Origin of the sequence: Bradyrhizobium sp. AZCC 1610 (assembly GCF_036924515.1) — a bacterium.
GTDB lineage: Bacteria > Pseudomonadota > Alphaproteobacteria > Rhizobiales > Xanthobacteraceae > Bradyrhizobium.
On record NZ_JAZHRR010000001.1, the window covers coordinates 6,719,189 to 6,737,132 of the forward strand.

Annotated in this window: 17 protein-coding genes; 6 read left to right on the forward strand and 11 right to left on the reverse strand. The window is 60.6% G+C overall.

Annotated features, from left to right (window positions below):
* Positions 1-120: 120 nt before the first annotated feature.
* The 4 genes from V1279_RS32935 to V1279_RS32950 all read right to left on the reverse strand — a co-directional run bounded on the left by V1279_RS32935 (position 121) and on the right by V1279_RS32950 (position 3,918).
* Positions 121-1,314: a CaiB/BaiF CoA transferase family protein gene (locus V1279_RS32935; RefSeq protein WP_334444643.1), complete on the reverse strand. Its 1,194-nt coding sequence runs from the start codon at positions 1,312-1,314 to the stop codon at positions 121-123.
* A 145-nt stretch (positions 1,315-1,459) separates the two neighbouring features.
* Positions 1,460-2,389 (reverse strand): glycine reductase, encoded by a 930-nt coding sequence (locus tag V1279_RS32940; protein ID WP_334444645.1) that lies wholly within the window; start codon positions 2,387-2,389, stop codon positions 1,460-1,462.
* Positions 2,390-3,411: 1,022 nt separating this feature from the next.
* Complete coding sequence (locus tag V1279_RS32945) at positions 3,412-3,648, reverse strand: hypothetical protein (RefSeq protein WP_334444647.1); 237 nt, start codon at positions 3,646-3,648, stop codon at positions 3,412-3,414.
* A gap of 42 nt (positions 3,649-3,690) precedes the next feature.
* A complete protein-coding gene (locus tag V1279_RS32950; protein WP_334444649.1) occupies positions 3,691-3,918 on the reverse strand; it encodes a hypothetical protein in 228 nt (75 codons plus the stop codon).
* 1,010 nt (positions 3,919-4,928) lie between these two features.
* Between V1279_RS32950 and V1279_RS32955 the strand changes: the two genes are divergently transcribed.
* Positions 4,929-5,144, forward strand: coding sequence for a hypothetical protein (locus V1279_RS32955; RefSeq protein WP_334444650.1), 216 nt, complete (start codon positions 4,929-4,931; stop codon positions 5,142-5,144).
* Between the two features lie 257 nt (positions 5,145-5,401).
* Here V1279_RS32955 and V1279_RS32960 read toward each other — a convergent pair whose 3' ends face one another.
* Complete coding sequence (locus V1279_RS32960; RefSeq protein ID WP_334444652.1) at positions 5,402-6,592, reverse strand: NADH-quinone oxidoreductase subunit D; 1,191 nt, start codon at positions 6,590-6,592, stop codon at positions 5,402-5,404.
* A gap of 376 nt (positions 6,593-6,968) precedes the next feature.
* The gene (locus V1279_RS32965; protein ID WP_334444654.1) at positions 6,969-7,226 is read right to left on the reverse strand and encodes a helix-turn-helix domain-containing protein; all 258 of its coding nucleotides are present in this window, start codon (positions 7,224-7,226) and stop codon (positions 6,969-6,971) included.
* A gap of 203 nt (positions 7,227-7,429) precedes the next feature.
* Here V1279_RS32965 and V1279_RS32970 point away from each other — a divergent pair, with 203 nt between their 5' ends.
* A complete protein-coding gene (locus tag V1279_RS32970; protein ID WP_334444656.1) occupies positions 7,430-7,903 on the forward strand; it encodes a DUF805 domain-containing protein in 474 nt (157 codons plus the stop codon).
* A 158-nt stretch (positions 7,904-8,061) separates the two neighbouring features.
* On the opposite strand, the gene V1279_RS32975 is transcribed toward V1279_RS32970, so the two are convergent.
* From V1279_RS32975 to V1279_RS32985, 3 genes are all read right to left on the reverse strand, one after another.
* A complete protein-coding gene (locus V1279_RS32975) occupies positions 8,062-8,565 on the reverse strand; it encodes an SRPBCC family protein (protein ID WP_334444658.1) in 504 nt (167 codons plus the stop codon).
* Entirely contained in the window at positions 8,540-8,890 is a 351-nt protein-coding gene (locus V1279_RS32980) for an ArsR/SmtB family transcription factor (RefSeq protein WP_334444660.1), read from the reverse strand. Before V1279_RS32980 ends, V1279_RS32975 begins: the two co-directional genes overlap by 26 nt.
* Positions 8,891-9,594: 704 nt before the next feature.
* Positions 9,595-10,362 carry a hypothetical protein gene (locus tag V1279_RS32985; RefSeq protein ID WP_334444662.1) on the reverse strand — a complete coding sequence of 256 codons (768 nt, stop codon included), beginning with the start codon at positions 10,360-10,362 and terminating at the stop codon, positions 9,595-9,597.
* A 466-nt stretch (positions 10,363-10,828) separates the two neighbouring features.
* Here V1279_RS32985 and V1279_RS32990 point away from each other — a divergent pair, with 466 nt between their 5' ends.
* Complete coding sequence (locus V1279_RS32990; protein ID WP_334444664.1) at positions 10,829-11,134, forward strand: hypothetical protein; 306 nt, start codon at positions 10,829-10,831, stop codon at positions 11,132-11,134.
* Between the two features lie 55 nt (positions 11,135-11,189).
* On the opposite strand, the gene V1279_RS32995 is transcribed toward V1279_RS32990, so the two are convergent.
* Positions 11,190-12,983: a potassium/proton antiporter gene (locus V1279_RS32995; RefSeq protein ID WP_334444666.1), complete on the reverse strand. Its 1,794-nt coding sequence runs from the start codon at positions 12,981-12,983 to the stop codon at positions 11,190-11,192.
* Positions 12,984-13,216: 233 nt separating this feature from the next.
* Between V1279_RS32995 and V1279_RS33000 the strand changes: the two genes are divergently transcribed.
* Both V1279_RS33000 and map read left to right on the forward strand, forming a co-directional pair.
* A complete protein-coding gene (locus V1279_RS33000) occupies positions 13,217-14,533 on the forward strand; it encodes a mechanosensitive ion channel family protein (protein ID WP_334444668.1) in 1,317 nt (438 codons plus the stop codon).
* A 116-nt stretch (positions 14,534-14,649) separates the two neighbouring features.
* The gene (gene map / locus V1279_RS33005) at positions 14,650-15,474 is read left to right on the forward strand and encodes a type I methionyl aminopeptidase (protein WP_334444670.1); all 825 of its coding nucleotides are present in this window, start codon (positions 14,650-14,652) and stop codon (positions 15,472-15,474) included.
* 111 nt (positions 15,475-15,585) lie between these two features.
* Here map and V1279_RS33010 read toward each other — a convergent pair whose 3' ends face one another.
* Entirely contained in the window at positions 15,586-16,794 is a 1,209-nt protein-coding gene (locus V1279_RS33010; RefSeq protein ID WP_334444672.1) for a DUF6929 family protein, read from the reverse strand.
* Between the two features lie 95 nt (positions 16,795-16,889).
* Here V1279_RS33010 and V1279_RS33015 point away from each other — a divergent pair, with 95 nt between their 5' ends.
* Positions 16,890-17,849, forward strand: coding sequence for an MBL fold metallo-hydrolase (locus tag V1279_RS33015; protein ID WP_334444674.1), 960 nt, complete (start codon positions 16,890-16,892; stop codon positions 17,847-17,849).
* The last annotated feature ends 95 nt before the right edge of the window (positions 17,850-17,944 follow it).

Sequence of the window (17,944 nt, forward strand, 5' to 3'; positions counted from 1 at the left end):
TCGGGAAAGGCGTCTTTTAGACGGTGAACCGGATCGATCAAAGCGGCTTGGCGCAGGGTCGCCATGCGCTGGCCCACCCAAAATGGGACAGGGCTAAGCGCGCCCCTGCTCGGGCTACCGCTAGACGACCTCGCGCGCACGCAGTTCCGCGATCGCCTTCGCGTCATAGCCGAGCGAGGCCAGCACCTCCTCGGTGTGGGCGCTGAGCGCGGGCGCCATCCGATCCAGCCGGCCGCCGCCATGGGCGAGCTGAAAGCCGCTGCCGGCAAAGCGCAGGCGCCCATAGGGCGTATCGATCTCCTGAATGGCGCCGCGCGCGGCGATCTGCGGGTGATCGATCACCTCCTCGATCTTCCAGATGCTGGCGCAGGGCGCGCCGGCGGCCTCTAGGATCTTTTCCCACTCGCGCGGGTCCTTTTTCGACAGCGCCTCCTCGATGATGGCCCGCAGCGCCGGCTCGTTTTCCTGGCGCGCAAACCAGTCGGCGAAGCGCGGGTCTTCCAGGGCATCATCACGGCCGAGCGCGGTCATCAGCGCGCGGTATTGCTTCTCGCTGTTCACCGCGAGCAGCAGATAGCCCTCGCCCGCCTTGAACAGATTGGCAGTCGGCCGGCGGCTTACCGCCTGGTTGCCGGAAAGCTGCTGGCGATGGCCGGCAACCGAGTAATCCGCGACCTGCCCGGACAGGAACGCCAGTGTCGCCTCCAGCATGGAGACATCGACCATTTGCCCCTTGCCGGCATGGGTGCGCTGGAACAGCGCACTCGACACGGCGAAGGCCGCGGTGGCGCCCGACAGAACGTCGCAGACCGCAAAGCCGGCGCGCGTCGGCCCGGTCTCGGCATGGCCGGTGATCGACATGATGCCTGACAACGCCTGGATCTTGCCGTCATAGCCGGCGCCCGATCGTTCCGGCCCGGTCTGGCCAAAACCTGAAATGGCGCAATAGATCAGCCGCGGATTGATCGTGGAGAGTGCGGCGTAGCCGATGCCGAGCTTGTCCATCACGCCGGGGCGGAAATTCTCCATCACCACGTCGGCTTGGGCTACGAGTTGCTTGACGATGGCGATCGCCTCCGGCTTCGAGAGGTCGAGCGTCAGGCTGCGCTTGTTGCCGTTGATCGCCTGCCAGCCCGGCGCCAGGCCGCGCTCGGCCCATTCGCGGCTCAGCGGCGTGCGCCGCATGTCCTCGCCTTCACGCCGCTCCACCTTGATGACGTCGGCGCCAAGCAGCGCGAGCTGGTAGCTCGCATAGGGGCCGGCCAGCACCTGCGTGAAGTCGAGAATCTTCACGCCTTCGAACGGTCGGGTCAAATGGACGTCCTCCTGAGATTCTTACTCAAGGCTATATTTGGCGTCATTGCGAGGAGCGAAGCGACGAAGCAATCCATTCTTTCTTTGGGCGGAGAGATGGATTGCTTCGCTACGCTCGCAATGACGGCTGCGGCGCGGTCCGAAATCACGCCGCCCGGTTGCCGCGCGCGATTTCCTTCTGCTTGTCGAACTCGGCACGGCGCCGAGCCAGTTCTTCCGGGCTCATCTGCGCGACGTTGTTGTAGTCGAGCTTCCAGGAGGCATCCTCGCTCCAGCGCAGCGGCGACTGCATCGTGGTGCGGGAGCCTGCCGCGGACTCCAAAAGCCGCAGCGCCAGTTCGAGCGTCAGCGCTTGCGATTCCACGTCATGCGGCTTGCCGGCGGAGTTGCCGAGCGGGAAATCCGAGAACAGGAAGCGCGGCACGGCCGCATGTTCGACGATATCCTTGGCGCAGCCCGTGACGACCGTAGCGATCCCGTTGGCTTCGAGATGACGCGCCACCAAAGCTGACGTCTGGTGGCAGACCGGGCAGTTCGGGACGATGACGGCGACATCGACCTTGTCGGCCTGGCAGCGGGCGAGAATATCCGGCGCGTCGACATCGATGGTGACGCGGTGGCTGCGATTGGTCGGCGCACCGAAGAAGCGCGGCGCGACCTCGCCGATACGCCCCGAAGCGGCGGCTTTGAGGAGCTGCGGCAATGGAAACCAAGTGCCGCTGTCGGTAGCTGTCGTGTGCTTGCGGTCGTAGCCGATATGCGAGATCCGCAGATCGTGCTGCTTGGCGGTGTCGCCGTCGTAGACCTGGTAGAACTTGGCGCTGCCATTGTAGGCCGCTCCGGGACCCTGATCGCCCTTGGTGGGATCATACTTCGCGGCGGTCGTGACGATGGTCACGCGCGACTGCGCGAGCGGCTTCTTCAGCGGCTGGAACGGCGCATCGACATAATGCGCCCAGCGGTAGGGCGTGGTGTAGCCGATCGCGGCGTAATAATCGCGGGTCCGCTGCATATAGGGAATCGCGGCATCGTGGTCGGGCGCAAAACCGAGCTGATCGTCGAGGGGGCCGGACATTGTTGTGTCTCTCCTGCGTTTCCACCGTCAGGTCATCGAATGACCTTCGGCTAAGCTAATGATAGTCCGCCTATTCCTCAACCGTCGAAATAGCCGCTCAAAACCCGCGACCGACGACCAAAGATCGGCCTCAAATGGCCTCAACAAGCCCAGACGCACCTCTACGCTCGCAGGCGACGCGCGCCCCGAGTTGATGCGACGGCTCTTTGTCCCTCGAAGTAACGAGGGCGCAGGGAAGACCGGGTGCGCGCTGCACCCGCGGTCTCGTGTGCAATGTGCACAAAGAAGTGCGCACACGAGCATACAGGTCCAGCGGAGAGCATCCGGCCTTCCCTGCGCAATGGTTTGACGGCTTATGGCGCGCTCTTCCCGGAGACGAATTCCTCTTGCCTCCGTCGCTGCCGGATTGACGGCCGAACGAATCCGGTTGGATTCGATCGGCCTCCGCCAGCTTGACACCAGCCACGGGTGCCAGAACCACACGCTTTTGCCGTACGCAACAACGCCGCTCGTCCTGCGCGGATCGATTGCTCACGAGCCCCAAGACAAAGCTTGAGGCCGCCCTGCAATGTCTCGCGCGCGCGGGCGCCTCGCGTCCACCGCAACCCGCACTCCACGTATCGTGACGACGCGTACGCCCCTCTTCGATGAGGCGGGATGGCGCGAAGATGGAGCTGATTTGGGGGAAATGAGAAGCGGAATATTTTTGCCGCGCAATCTGGACGACCCAAATCGCGTTGAAATGGCTGGCGAAATTCGATCTTTCGCGCAGCGGGTTTGGCGGTGTTTTTGGAAGCAAGACCGTGCGACCGTGGGCCGAAACGCTCACTGATTTGCCCATCGGCAATCGGCTTTCAGTTCGTGGAAGGGAATTAGGCCGCTGGACTGCACCCCATAGGTGAATTACGGTGACAGTGGAATTACGGTGACAGTGCAGTTAACCGACAGATCGCGTCATTGCCGGTCCGGAAAGTCGTATAGGTAAATAGTTGAGTGCACCGTAATTCCTGACTACAGCAGCATTACGTCTTACCCTTTGGCACCAAGCGACCTTCATGAATTTCATGGCTGACGGCCTGTTTTTCGTCGGGAGGGGACAGGCGTTCCACCAACCGCGTCCCGCTCCAGAGCTCCGCGGGCTGCTGGCCCACCATCTGCTTTGCCCACACGATAGCGTTCTCGTCAGTGTCGCAGACGAACGAGCGGGAGCTTTTGAAATGGCCGTCCGAGCCAATGAGGTAGGCGCGATATTCCGCCACAGTAACCTCTCTCTCCCAAACGAGGCCGCCGTTGCGGCCGCCTTACCGGACCTCTAGTTCTTTGATTGCCAGAGCCGAAAGCTGCGCCGCATCATGAACACCAGTTTGCGCGATCCTGATGATCTTCTTCGCAATCATTTCCGTTAGAGGATCGTCGCGATCCTTGACGCAGAGGGTGTGCAGCGTTTGCTCGTATGCCGCTATGATGCCGTTAACCTCTTTCGGCCCCAGCCCCAAGGAAGAGTTCTCTAATAGGCGATAAATTGCCATTTCTATTTGATCCTCTCTTGGTTGCTTTGGGGGCCGAGGCCAGACACTCGATCATATGAGAAGCTGTCTCGGCTCGCCGGGCTTTACGAACCAGGAGCTCGCGCTCAAACCCCGGTGGGATATCTTGAGCCTGCCTGCGTAACAGCGTCGCCTCTTCTGCAAGGCGTTCTTTAAGGGATGTCGTTTGTTTGAAACGGCTACGCTTTGGCATGCGCTGCTCCATCCATGCGAGGTTTGCAGGAGCGCGACTGGCGGTCTCATCAGAGATGAAAGCCACGTACCGAGCGGTGCTAGCGATATATCCGAGCGGTGATAACCAAATATGCGCGACCTTGAGAAGCGCCAGAGTTTAAACATTAACTTTCTGTCACTCCGTCCTTTCGGACATGGAGCGTGCGGAGCGCGGCCGCGGCCCCGCCAGGCCCCGGCTAGAATTTATCGCCTTGAGGGCCATAATGGTTCTGTGTGCGGAGTCGCGGACATGCCTCTAACAGGGCCAATCCCCGAGGGCAGACCGTTCTTTTGTCCCCATTGCGGGGCATTGTATTCAGTGACGGACTCGCGGCAACCCAAAGGTGACACTGCGGCAAAATGCGTTGTATGCACGCAAACCATGGTCGAATGGGCCTCGACGGAGAGTCGAGTTTATAAGCTCGTTCATCGGCCCGAAGATGAGTGATCACCGCAAGCGCCCCCGACCCATCGGCAAGCTCATGCCGCCGGCAAGCACAGGTCGAGGAGACCCGGCGCGTGCTGCGGGAGGCATGCGACGCGGTCGACCGCGCGATTGACGATCAGGTGGCGACCATGCACCGAAGCTCGAAAGCGGGGTGCCAAGGTCCTCAATAAGCGAGCCAAAGATATTCTAGCCAGTCGATGGAGCCGGACCTGCCGTCGGACAGGCAATTATCCAGTTGTGCGCGTCGCATTGCAATCCCATTCATCCCGATGCTGGTGCCTTTTCCATCGCTTCGTTGGCAACGGAATTACCCGTAAAGAGTTATGATCATATGCCGACCCGTAAGCCGCCGCCCACTCTGCATCCCATGAAGGATTTCGATCCTTCGGAGCCGGCGATCCTTCATGATCTGATATCAGATAGAATCATCACTTGGAGCGGCGAAGATGCTGCGGCCTTCCACCGTGCCCACATTGAAAGAGCGGACGGGACCGTCGCCTGGAACGAATTCGTGTTCGACGGCTGGGGAAACGTACTTGGTGGTTAGGAGATAAACGCAGCATGCGAGCGGATCCGGAGAGGCGTTTAACCTTTCAGGGATCGTTCCGAGCCCAAGCTACGTGCAATGCTTGAGTAAGACGAAGAATGCTGAGTACGGAAGATGCTGAGGACGAGAGTCTGTCCGACCGAGAAAATCCTCAGGATCGGTCCTTCGGTTAGCCGGAGACGAGCCCGACGCGCCGACCCCCCCCTGATGAAGAAATCCGCCCCAATGCTAGATCGCGGTTCTTTTTCGATCGGTGTTCAGCGATCGATCTCCCCGAACACGATGTCCAGCGAACCGATGATCGCCGACACGTCGGCCAGCAGGTGGCCGCGACTCAGGAAATCCATTGCTTGCAGATGCGCGAAAGAGGGCGCCCGGATCTTGCACTTGTAGGGTTGGTTGGTGCCATCGGAGACGAGATAGACGCCGAATTCGCCTTTGGGCGCTTCGACAGCTGCATAAACCTCTCCGGCGGGAACACGGTGGCCTTCGGTGTACAGCTTGAAGTGCTCGATCATTGCTTCCATCGAGCGTTTCATGCCGCTGCGTCGCGGCGGCGCTATCTTGTTATCTTCTATTATCACAGGCCCCTGTCCCTCGATAGCGCGCAGCTTGTCGATGCATTGTTTCATGATGCGCACCGACTGGCGCATTTCTTCCATACGTATCAGGTAGCGATCGTAACAATCACCGTTCTTTCCGATCGGGATGTCGAAATCGAATTCAGGGTAGCATTCGTAAGGCTGCGCCCTGCGCAGGTCCCAAGCGGCGCCGGAGCCGCGCACCATGACGCCGGAAAATCCCCAGCCCCAAGCCTCCGCGAGCTTGACGACGCCAATATCGACGTTGCGCTGCTTGAAAATGCGATTGTTGGTCAGCAGGCCTTCGAGATCGTCGCAAACTTTCAGGAACGGATCGCAGAATGTCCAGATGTCATCGATCAGCTTAGTCGGCAGATCCTGATGAACCCCGCCAACGCGAAAATAGTTTGCGTGCATGCGCGCGCCCGATGCACGTTCGTAAAACACCATCAATTTCTCGCGCTCCTCGAACCCCCACAACGGCGGCGTAAGTGCGCCAACATCCATTGCCTGCGTCGTGATGTTGAGCAGATGCGAGAGCAGGCGGCCAATCTCGCAATAAAGCACCCGTATCAGTTGACCCCGTCTGGGAACGGTGATGCCAAGAAGCTTCTCGGTGGCCAGACAAAAAGCATGCTCCTGGTTCATTGGCGCAACGTAATCTAGCCGGTCGAAATAAGGCAGCGCCTGCAGGTAGGTCTTGTGCTCGATCAGCTTCTCCGTTCCGCGGTGAAGCAACCCAATATGCGGGTCGACGCGTTCGACGACCTCACCGTCGAGCTCGAGAACAAGCCGTAGCACACCGTGGGCCGCCGGATGCTGTGGCCCGAAATTGATAGTGAAATAGCGAACGGCGGCTTGGGCCATAACGACCTCACATCCCAGGAACGTCTCTTGTTCTAGTGGGTTCCAGAGAATCGGCCGAAAATGTCAAACCGCCGAAGGGGTCGATTTTTGGCCACATCTGCGCGGAGAAAGTCTGACCGCGACACGGCACCGGGCGGTTTACCGGCGTGAGGGGATCGTCGTTGGCGAGTCGACAATTACGGTGACAATGCAATTAACCGACAGATCGCGTCATTGCCGGTCCGGTATAGGTAAATAGTTGAGTGCACTGTCAGTGCAGTGCATTTAACTTTCATATTGCGTCATTGATGGGCGCGTAACTCCTCAGTCTGTCATCTCCAGCTCAAGCCGGGCGTCTTTCCTGGTTTTTGCTTCCGATATTTCGATACAAACTTTCTCACCCAAGGCATTGAGATAGCCAAACAGACGGTCGTAAGTATAACCGGCAAAATGCCCGCGCAAAAGCTTTGGGCACATCCGGTTGAGCAAGACCGAGCAGCGACGCGGCCTTGGCTTGGGTCAGGCCCTTTGATTTGATCCGAGCGGCAATGCGCAGGACAATATCCGCCTTGATGGAATGTTCGGCAGCATTAGGAAGACCGATATCCGCAAACACGTTGCCGCTGCTCTTTGTAACTCTGACTTTATTTCTCATTCTCTCTCCGCCAAGCTCTCGGCTTCTTTCAATCTGCGCTTGATCATGTCGATTTCGGTCTTCGGCGTCGAAATACCCTTCTTGGGCTTTTTCTGAAAGGCACTCCCCGCTGTCCGCTGCCTGAAGGAACTCCGTTTCGAACCAAATCTGCCGCCGTACCGACCAATCAAAGCACCCGAGAGGACGCCCCTGGCGAGGATGCGATGAAACTGCAGAAGATCCTTTTCAGCTTCGCCGGCCGGATCGGCCGCCGCACCTATTGGCTGGCAATCCTCGCCCTGATCGTCGCGGTGCTGGTCTTGACCTTCGCACCCTTTCTCCTCAAAAGCGAAGAGGCGGCCGTGCTGTTGGTCGCCTTGACCTCGCAATTCATATGGCTCTTAAGCCTGTGGCCGATACTGGCCGTGGGCAGCAAGCGATTGCACGACCGCAACAAGAACGGCTGGTGGCTGCTGATTTTCTGGCTGCTCCCCTTCGCCCTGTTCTGTGTCGGCTTCAGCATCGATTTCTTTGACGACCCCAACACCGTCCGCCGAAGCGGATATTTCTCGACCGGCTCGATCCTGATTTTTGCGAGCCTTCCGCCCGCGCTATGGGGCATCGTCGAGCTCGGCATTCTGCCGGGCACCAAGGGGCCGAACCTGTACGGCGCCGACCCGGCGCAACAGCTGGCTTGAAAACCGCTTTGCGTCCCGCGGAGCCCTGTGCACTCGAATTACGGTGACAGTGCACCAAACTTGCTGCGAGTTAAGTGCACTGTTCACCGTAAATCCCATAGCGACTGTCGTCCGGCCCACCGGAAGCGGACAACGCGTACCAGATTTGTTCGTATTCGTTAAGTAGCGTTACTGCGTTCGACGTGCTGCGCCAGTTTCTCGAGGGTCTGATAACCGAATTCGACCGCGCCGAATCCGATCCCCGCGTCGCGCTGAGCCTTCGTCGGATGCAACTGCCGCAAAGTGATGACGGTCTTGCCGTCGCTCTGCTCATCGAACGTGATGGTGGTGCGGAATATGCCAGGATCGTTGTCTTTGTCGGCGCCATGATCGATCTCGATCAGGTGCGGCCTCTCGATGCGCCGGAATTGCATCCGATTCGTATATCGCTTGCCGTCGGGAGCGATCATATCGAACCGCCATTCGCCGTTGACGCGAATATCCATTGACTTTGTCTCGACCCTAAAACCGGCCGGACCAAACCATTGGGGGAGATGGCGCGGATCAACCCAGGCGGAGAAAACCAACTCTCGTGGCGCGTTGATCACGCGCGAGAGGACGATCTCTCGATCGAGCGCCCAAGTGGACAGGGACGTTTCATTTTGACTTGCGTTTGCGGGCATTAGACTTTTCCTCTTTCTTCAGTTTCTCAACGTACATTTCCAGTCGATCCAGTCGTTGCTCCCAGATCTCCCTTTGGGCCGCCAACCAAACCTCGACGGTTGCGAGAGCTTCCGTCTGCAATGAGCACATCCTGACGCGACCGGTCTTCTCGGACGCAACGAGGCCGCTGCTCTCTAGAATGCGGATGTGTTTCATCAGGCTCGGGAGCGCCATTTCGAACGGCTTCGCCAGTTCTCCGACGGATGCCTGGCCATCACATAGTCGCATGACGATCGCACGACGGGTCGCGTCAGACAGGGCCCCGAAAACGTGGTCGAGTTGCATTGATTGGTTAGCCATAAAGCTAACTATAGTGGAGACACAAACGTGTGTCAATAAAAGTTAGCCAGACGGCTAACTAATAGATAGTGAGCACCGCGTCGTCGATCGAGTTCGCCAGAATTACGGAATTACGGTGACAGTGCACCAAACTTGCTGCGAGTTAAGTGCACTGTCACCGTAACCCTTGCGAATCCCAATGCTGAGCAGGGCAGACCGCGCTCGACACAGCGGCCGCCTGATAAAGCCTAATATCCGTCCGGCGGTGCGATATCTCGGAAGAGCCTGCCCGGGCCTCGAACGGTGCGCGCCGCGGGCTGTACGCGCCAGCTTGTCCAAAGCTTCTCGTCCGATGTGCAGTACAAGAGATATTCCCCGGGGTTGCGCGACGATTCGCGTCCCGCGGCCTGACTGCAGGCAGAGACTTTGTTTAGAGTGAGGACGTCCCTGATCTCTTGCGTAACCTCCAGCCAGGGACCGGGAAATCGCTCCGATGGCAACCGCATCGGACGAGCATCGGCCGTGCCAAGCAAACACGTCAGACCCAACAGCGCCAAGCTGCAATGATAAGCCGCTCGGAGTGGCTTGCGCGGAACTGATTCCATGATCGCTGCTCCTTTTCCGCCGTCGGCGGACGCTCGGTTGCACACTTTGGTATTTGGCGACTTAAGCTGGGAACTGTTCGCCCGGACGCGTTCTGCTTCGGAAACTCAGTGATGACCGAACGCTGCGGCCTCATCGACCCCGCCGACCACCTTCGCCAATGCCGCTTCATTGGATCGCACGAACAAAAAGCGGGACGCGACGGATATTTCTGCGTCGGCGCTGCCATCTTGGCCGATCAGGATTAGTCCCACTCCACCATTGGCTACAGTTAAAATGACGGGCTCGCCTGTCCACGTCTTGATTGGCTCCATTCCGATGATGAGAAATTCACCGATCGGCTGGTCAAAAAATTGGAGCCTCAATTGCGGCGCGACCTCTGCCGCCGCAAGTCCGAAACCTAATTGTTGAGCCCGCGCATAAATGTCCGCCAGCCGCACAGTACCAGTCTGAAAGCCGAGTTCGGCCGCCGACACCGCAAAAAGCTCCACGCTTGCTTTCGCAGTGCCGACGGTAAAAGCCGGTCGAGCGAGAATTTCCTCGGCCAAGCCTCCGATGCTGCAGCCTGCTGCATCCAGCGCGTTAAGGAGAGCAAACGAATTTGCAAACGTCCCTACTGTAATCGTTCTCCACACCGGAACAGCGAAGGCGGATTTGACTAGAATCGGCGGAGTATTAGCTGAGGGAGCTTTCCTGAGCGTCAAGCGGTTCTGCAGGACGTCTCGCGCCGTACATTGAGCACTGGCTTCGCTCGCGAAGAGGACGATGCACACGGTGCAGAGCATCGCAACAAGGAGAATACCGCCACTTTGTCTTCGTATCGAACAATGCGGTATGGCGTGGTAACCGCTTTCCTTGCCAGCAGTTCGGTCCATAGCGACCTACTTGCGCATGTTATAGCGCGCGCCAATGCAATTGCTTCAGTATGGTCCGCCCGCTGGTTCTCGGCAGGGCAAGCCTGTTATTCAAGAATAAGCGTTTGGGTCTCACTGCAATCTGAGTTCTCGAACGACCAGGTTGAGAACAGCGCGCCGCTTTCAAAACGGAACCGACGCGACATCGGATCAAAGGATACTGCGGTGGCGCTTTGCGGTATGTGAACTGGTTTACATCCACTCAAAACGTTCCTTGCCGGTATGTCGCTTATTGTGAAGGTTTTCGGATGCCGGCCCCATGACGGTGGGGCAGCGCGCACGGGGCCGGCGCCCGCAAACCTCGAACGCTTGCTACGTGCTGTAGGTCACACGTGAACGCCGGTTCATAAAAATCCCTCGAACTTTCTCCTTATCGGGCGCGTCTTACAGGCATGTCAGGCAATCACGCCTGGAATGGAGAACACCAATGTTTCGCAAGATTTCCCTCGCTGCTGTCGCGGCTCTCGCTCTGACCGCGGCTGCGGTTGCGCCGGCGTTTGCCGGCGGCGGGCACGGTGGTCATGGCGGACACGGTGGGCATGGTGGGCATGGTGGTGGGCACGGTGGCCACGGTCACGGCATGCATCACGGCCATGGTCATCATGGCCATCACGGTCACTGGGGCCATCGCCACTTCGGGCCGTCGTTCTATGTCGGCGGAAGCTGCTACAAGACCATCTTCACCAAGTATGGTCCGCGCACTGTGAACGTCTGCGCGCCCGACATCTATTGATGGCATAGCGCATGAACGGGAAAGGCCTCGGCCGGCGGCTGGGGCCTTTTCTCATTCAGACTCCGGCCACCGACGACCAGACATCCGCAAGCTTGCGTTTGAAGGCCTGCCGGCGTGTCAGGGGCACGGCCTCTTCCTCATCCTCGGGGAGCCGAAGGCCGACCATGTTAACCCGGCCGCCACTGATGCTGCGTGCGACAAGAACGATGGGATCAAGCGCGAGCTCGGCGCCTTCCTTCGGCGCGTGATCAAGATGAATGTCGAAGTAATCCGATAGCGTCAGCTTCGCCTGCTCTTCGCCTACGGAAACGCCGTAGATCTCGGCCAGTTCGCCGAGCGTGTGTTCGCCCGATACCATGAAATCGCCGAGCAGATGCGGGTCGGGCGCCGAGCTCGGCGCCATGTCGACGAAGAAGCGATCCAGCGCCTCGGCCTTTTCCGGCGGCGCCAGCAGATAGAGGTAGTCGCCGGCCGCAACCGGGTCGGCCTCGACCGGCGAGAGGATCCGCTCGTCGCGGATCACCAGCGTCGGCTTCGACCAGGATGGCAGCAGGCCACGCCGGAAGTAGAGGCTCTTCGGCCGCACCGGATAGCCGACCAGTTGCTGTTCGAGCTGGCCCGGCAGATCGAGCTCGACGCGCCGCGGGCCGCGGTCGACGCGCGGCAGCGCCACGTGCAGCCAGCGCGCCGCCGGCGCCAGCGTCCAGCCCTGCAGCAGCAGCGAGATGACGACCACCACAAAGGCGACGTCGAAATAGAGATAGGCTTTCGACAGCCCGACCAGCATCGGGATCGAGGCGAGAAAGATCGCGACCGCCCCGCGCAGGCCGGTCCAGGCGATGAAGACCTTTTCCCGCCAGTTGAACCGGAACGGCGCCAGGCACACGAGCACCGCGAGCGGCCGTGCCACGAGCATCAGCACCAGCGCCACGATCACGGAGGGGCCCACGCTGTCCAGCAGACGCTGCGGCGACGCCAGAAGGCCCAGCAGAACGAACATCACGATCTGCGCCAGCCAGGTCGCGGCGTCGAGAAACGTCACCACCGAATTATGCGCGCGCGTCGGCCGGTTGCCGACGATGATGCCGGCGAGATAGACCGCGAGAAATCCAGAGGCGTGCGAGATCTGCGCCACGCCGAAGATCACCAGGGCGGCGGTCGTGACAAAGGGCGCATGCAAGCCTTGCGGCAGCGCCATGCGATTGAGCGCCACCACCACCAGGCGGCCACCGATCACGCCAACGATGGCGCCGAGCAGGCCTTCGCGCGCGAGCTCCATGACGACATGCGCAGGCGAGCTTTCTCCGAGCGAAATGAATTCGACCAGCATCAGGGTGAGAAAGATCGCGAACGGGTCGTTGGTACCGGATTCGGCTTCCAGGGTTGCTCCGACACGGGGGCGCAGGCGCAGGCCCTGCGTGTGAACGAGCAGGAACACCGCCGCGGCATCGGTCGATGCCACCACGGCGCCGACCAGCAACGCCTCGGTCCAGTTCAGATCGAGCGCATATTTGGCGGCCGGCGCGGCAACCAGCGCGGTGACCAGCACGCCGATGGTCGCGAGCACCATCGATGGCGCCAGCACGGTGCGGATGCTTTGAAACCTGGTTCGCAGGCCGCCGTCGAACAGGATCAGCGCCAGCGCCACCGATCCCACCAGATAGGTGGTGCGGACGTCATCGAAGGAGAGCTGGCCCGGCCCGGAATCGCCGGCCAGCATGCCGATCAGGAGGAACACCAGCAGCAGCGGCGCCCCGAAGCGCAGCGCGAGCAGGCTCGACAGGATGCCCGCCATCACCAGAACGGCGCCCAGAAAGATGGCGATGCTGACCGAGTCGAGAGAAGCCATGAACCTCCGCAATAACCTTCGCAATCGTCGCAAATACTTGCAATTGCATCCTTATCGTTGCCACAGTTGGACGCCAACCCATTTCTGCGATAGTGGCAATGTGCCCGATTTACGGGCCTGACGTGCTCCCGCAGCAGTCGTATCGATGGCGTCCGCACTCCGCTTGTGGGAATCTGCCGGCTGCGTGCGAATCAAACGTTGCCTTATGAGGCCGGGTAGCCTCGAACGAGATTTTGCCGATGGATTTGAAAGAGATCATCGAGGTCCTGCACAACGCCGCGCGATCGGTCGGTGCGGAGGTCACCTCGCCCTGGTTCTATCTGCAGCTCGGACTGATCCTGACTGCGGCGGGGATCGCCTGGGCCGGCGGCGCGGCCGTCCGCTCCAGGATAGACGCGTCGTCGGTTGCGATGGGGTGGCCGGCGCCGCTCCGGCTGTTCGTCCGCATTCTGGTCGGCAGCACGTCGACGGCGGCGTTCGCGCTCCTGATGACACTGGCACGCGCAGTCATGCTGGCATCGACCTGGCCGAGCCGCAGCTATCTGCTCGTGGTTGCCGCCAAGCTCGCCTTCGCGTGGCTGGTCATCAACCTCGTTACCTCGGTCATTCGCAACACCTTCGTGGTCCGGCTGGTGTCGATATCGGCCTGGCTGGTGGTGGCGTTGAGTATTCTGGGCCAGCTCGAGCCGGTGATCGAGGCGCTCGACTCGGTCTCGATCGTGCTCGGCGACCTGCGGCTGACGCCGCTGCTGCTGATCAAGCTTGGCGCGCTCCTGATCGCAGCGCTGTGGCTGACCAACATCGCCAGCAATTTCGTGGAAGGCCGGATCACCCGGTCCGGCGATCTAACGCCGTCGATCCAGGTGCTGCTGGTCAAGATCGTCCGGCTGACGCTGATGGTGTTTGCGATTGCGATCGCCCTGAGCGCGGTCGGCATCAACCTCGCGGCGCTCGCGGTGTTCACCGGCGCGGCCGGCGTCGGCATTGGCCTCGGCCTGCAGAAGATCGTCGCCAACTTCATCAGCGGCATCATCCTGCTGGTCGACAAATCGGTGAAACCCGGCGATCTCGTCACCATCGGCGACAATACCGGGCGCATCAGCACGATGAAGACGCGCTACATCTCGGTCGCCGCCGGCGACGGCCGCGAGTTCCTGATCCCGAACGAGGATCTGGTGACGCAGAAGGTCGTGAACTGGACCTATACCGACAAGAACACGCTGGTGAAGGTGCTGTTCAGCACCAATTACGACGCCGATCCGCGGGCGGTGTGCAAGCTGGCCATCGACATTGCCGGCGCCGTGCCGCGCGCGATCAAGAACAAGCCCCCGAACTGCATCCTGACCGAATTCGCCGAGGCCGGGATGAAGTTCTCCCTGACCTTCTGGCTGCCCGATCCGGACGGCCTGGACAACGTCAAGAGCGAGGTGATGCTGGCGCTGTGGGACGCGTTCAAGCGCGAGGGGATCTGTGTTCCCTATCCGGTCCGCGAAATCCGCGTCCGCGGCGGTGCGCTGCCGGTCGAGCCGGTGGTGGAAGTTTCCGGCTAGATGCAAGTCTTTTTAGCGCCTCCAGCACCTCAACCTCGCCTTGCCGCAGGCCGCTCCGATCACTAAATTAGACCATTAAATCAACCATTCCCGTTCCTCCGAAGCATGACCCGCCCATGAGCTATATTGAAGCGTCAGATACCTCCTTGCGAAAAACCGGCCAGATCAAGCTGCATGGCGCGAGCGGGTTCGCCGGCATGCGCAAGGCGGGCGCGCTGGTCGCCAAATGCCTCGACGAACTCACCGATATCGCCAAGGCGGGCGTCCCGACATCACGGATCGACGAATTCGTCCGCGACTTCGCCTTCAGCCATGGCGCCTATCCGGCGACGCTGATGTACCGCGGCTACCGCTATTCGACCTGCACCTCGATCAATCACGTGGTCTGCCACGGCATGCCGGGCGACCGGGCGCTGAAGGAAGGCGACATCGTCAATGTCGACGTCACATTCATCGTCGATGGCTGGTACGGCGATTCCAGCCGCATGTATGTGATCGGCCCGATCGCCCGCAAGGCCGAGCGGCTGATCGAGGTCACCTATGAGGCGATGATGCGCGGCATCGCCGCGGTGAAGCCCGGCGCCACCACCGGCGATATCGGCCACGCTATCCAGAGCTTTGTCGAACCGCAGGGCATGAGCGTGGTGCGCGATTTCTGCGGCCATGGGCTGGGACGCATGTTCCACGACGAGCCGAACATCATCCATATCGGCCGGCCCGGCGAAGGCGTGACTCTGAAGCCCGGCATGTTCTTCACCATCGAGCCGATGATCAATCTCGGCAAGCCGCATGTAAAAATCCTGTCCGACGGCTGGACCGCGGTGACGCGCGACCGTTCGCTGTCGGCACAGTTCGAGCATTCGGTCGGCGTGACCGCCAGCGGCGTCGAAATCTTCACGCTGTCGCAGCGCCACGGCGAGAAGCCACTGACGCCGGCCTAATTGGGCCCGAGCCCGGCTCCAATCGACCACCTCGAACGATCCAGCCGTTGGTAGCCGCACGGGTTCGCAAGGCCGGCCTGCGCGAGGAAACTCATCGTGGCTTATCGCGCCTTATCGCGCCTTGGGAAGCGAAATATTGGCCAGATGGGGCGCGCCGTTCGGAAGGCTGTCGAACAAGACCACGATCTGCGCCTTGTCCCCCGTCATATCGAGAACGGTCACGCCTTCGGCCTTGCCCGTTTTCGTTTCTCCGTCGACTTGCTGTGTCACCGCCGCGAGCGTCCCGATCGGCGTCACGGTCTCTTCGGCCGGATCGACGACAAAGAGCTTGAACGGGACTTCCGGCCCATGGGCCGCGCCGGCGACGACAAGCAGACGCTTGTCAGGCAGCAGCGCGAGGTCGCGGATTCCCAATCCATCGAGCTCGACCGGAACGACTTCGGGTTTGGCTTTGCTTCGCTTGTTTCCGGCCTTGAACAGGTCGTCGACATCGCCGGATACCAGATAAGCGGTTTTGTTCTTGCGAACAGGTCCCCGCAAGCCGAACCAGATCGTGTCGCCCTGCAAAGCAACACCTTCGATGTTCAACCCGTCAGCAGATTCCAGATCCTTGCCGAAAAATGCCGCCGCCTTGCCGGCCCGCGTCAACAGATCCGAGACGCGATAGGTAGTCTCAACCGCTTGCGCGAAGTTTTCGCGAGCCAGAGACCGGCCGGCGCGATCGACCGGTTGTCCCTGCCGATCGACCCGCACCCGCGCGAGGATGAAGGAAGAAAGCCGAAATTTTCCCTTTGAGCGTCCGCATCCGTGAGAGCCGACCACGTAAAAATAGGGCTCGGCATAAGCGACCGCTTCACCGTCCAGATCCTTGAAATCATCGGCTTTTACGCAGGTCTCGTCCGGTGGGCGTCCGAGCGTCCGTGGGTCCGCTGCGCCGCCGATCAGCGGCACAATGTTTCCCACGATCATGCGATCATCATCGATCGTGGCGAACTGCGCGTTCTTGTTCTCGTCGTTGATCAGCAAGCACTTTCGTGGCGCGCCGTTCGGCAGGCATGCCATTCCGCTGATGTCGGTCGCCGCAGCGCCTTCGCTGACCGCAAAGGCACCCTGGACCGTCATTCGCTTGAGAGCGATGGGCGAGGTCTGTTGCGCGTCAGCGCCGCCACTGATGCAGCCCAGCAAGCCCATAGTGACGAGGGCGAAATGTGTCGAACGCATTTCTTTTCCCTCAAGACAAGCGTGTCGATAAGATGCACTGCAACTCACCATTGCATCAGTCATAATTCGTTGCAACAGGAAGCTGAGGCGGAATCGCACCGGAATATCCCGGGTTGTCTGGTGTAGAGGTAGCGTGGGGCCCTTCGGAACAGAAGTCTCCGGCGGGCAAGGGATCAACCAAGGGAGCATGGGCAATGTTCGAAATTTCACGTCGCGATCTGGTCCTCGGGAGCACGGGGGCCGCGCTCGCTTTCGGCCTCAAGGGGCCGGTTTCGTTCATCGGCGCGGCGCATGCGCAGCGCGCCGCGGACAGCCTCAAATACAAGGTCGGCGACATCGAGGTCTTCAGCCTGCATGAGGGCAGCATCGAGCGTGTCCTCAATGAGGGCTTCGTCAAGAACGCCTCGCTCGACGACGTCAAAAAGGCTCTGACCGCCGGCGGGATCGGCCCGGACAAGTTCGACAACCCCTTTACCGTCACCGCGATCCGGACCGGCGGCAAGGTCGTGCTGTTCGACACCGGTTTCGGCGGCAACGGGCCGCCGACCGTGGGCAAGCTTGCGGACAACATGAAGGCGGCGGGCCTCGATCCGGCTGCCGTCTCCACGGTGGTGATCTCGCATTTCCACCCCGATCACATCTCCGGCCTGTGGGTGAAGGAGACCAACGCGCAGGTATTTCCGAATGCGGAAATCCTGATGCCGGAGGTGGAGTACAAGTTCTGGACCGATCCGGCGCTGGTGGAGAAGGTCCCGGAGGCAGCCCGCGCCAACGTGCGGCGGATTCAGTCCACCTTCCCGACCTGGAAGAACATCAAGCAATATGTCGACGGCGCCGAACTCCTACCCGGCGTGCGCGCCATTGCCACGCCCGGCCACACCGTCGGACACATGTCGTTCCTCGTCGCGTCGGGCGGCCAGCAACTGTTCATCCAGAGCGACGTCACGGGCATCCACCAGCTGTTCGTCAAAAATCCCGGCTGGTTCTCGATGTTCGATTCGGACGGCCCGAAAGCGGAAGCCACGCGGCGCGCGTTCTTCGATCGCGTCATCGCCGAAAAGGGCATGATCGCCGGCTATCATTTCGGCTTCCCGAATGTCGGCACGCTGTCGAAGGACGGCAATGGCTATGCGTTCGCGGCCGTGAAGGCCTGATAGCGGGCTAGTTTGAAACGATCGAAGGGCGCCGTGCTTCTGCGCGGCGTCCTTTTCCTCCATCTGAAATCGGTCGCCCGCCCCGCACTTCTGAG

What these genes read in the sequence shown, in the direction of transcription:
- V1279_RS32950 (WP_334444649.1), bottom strand. Translation starts at nt 3,918, where the DNA reads ATGGCAATTTATCGCCTATTAGAGAACTCTTCCTTGGGGCTGGGGCCG.
- V1279_RS32940 (WP_334444645.1), bottom strand. Translation starts at nt 2,389, where the DNA reads ATGTCCGGCCCCCTCGACGATCAGCTCGGTTTTGCGCCCGACCACGAT.
- V1279_RS32970 (WP_334444656.1), top strand. Translation starts at nt 7,430, where the DNA reads ATGAAACTGCAGAAGATCCTTTTCAGCTTCGCCGGCCGGATCGGCCGC.
- V1279_RS32960 (WP_334444652.1), bottom strand. Translation starts at nt 6,592, where the DNA reads ATGGCCCAAGCCGCCGTTCGCTATTTCACTATCAATTTCGGGCCACAG.
- V1279_RS32980 (WP_334444660.1), bottom strand. Translation starts at nt 8,890, where the DNA reads ATGCAACTCGACCACGTTTTCGGGGCCCTGTCTGACGCGACCCGTCGT.
- V1279_RS32965 (WP_334444654.1), bottom strand. Translation starts at nt 7,226, where the DNA reads ATGAGAAATAAAGTCAGAGTTACAAAGAGCAGCGGCAACGTGTTTGCG.
- V1279_RS32990 (WP_334444664.1), top strand. Translation starts at nt 10,829, where the DNA reads ATGTTTCGCAAGATTTCCCTCGCTGCTGTCGCGGCTCTCGCTCTGACC.
- map (WP_334444670.1), top strand. Translation starts at nt 14,650, where the DNA reads ATGAGCTATATTGAAGCGTCAGATACCTCCTTGCGAAAAACCGGCCAG.
- V1279_RS32985 (WP_334444662.1), bottom strand. Translation starts at nt 10,362, where the DNA reads ATGGACCGAACTGCTGGCAAGGAAAGCGGTTACCACGCCATACCGCAT.
- V1279_RS32955 (WP_334444650.1), top strand. Translation starts at nt 4,929, where the DNA reads ATGCCGACCCGTAAGCCGCCGCCCACTCTGCATCCCATGAAGGATTTC.
- V1279_RS32975 (WP_334444658.1), bottom strand. Translation starts at nt 8,565, where the DNA reads ATGCCCGCAAACGCAAGTCAAAATGAAACGTCCCTGTCCACTTGGGCG.
- V1279_RS33015 (WP_334444674.1), top strand. Translation starts at nt 16,890, where the DNA reads ATGTTCGAAATTTCACGTCGCGATCTGGTCCTCGGGAGCACGGGGGCC.
- V1279_RS32995 (WP_334444666.1), bottom strand. Translation starts at nt 12,983, where the DNA reads ATGGCTTCTCTCGACTCGGTCAGCATCGCCATCTTTCTGGGCGCCGTT.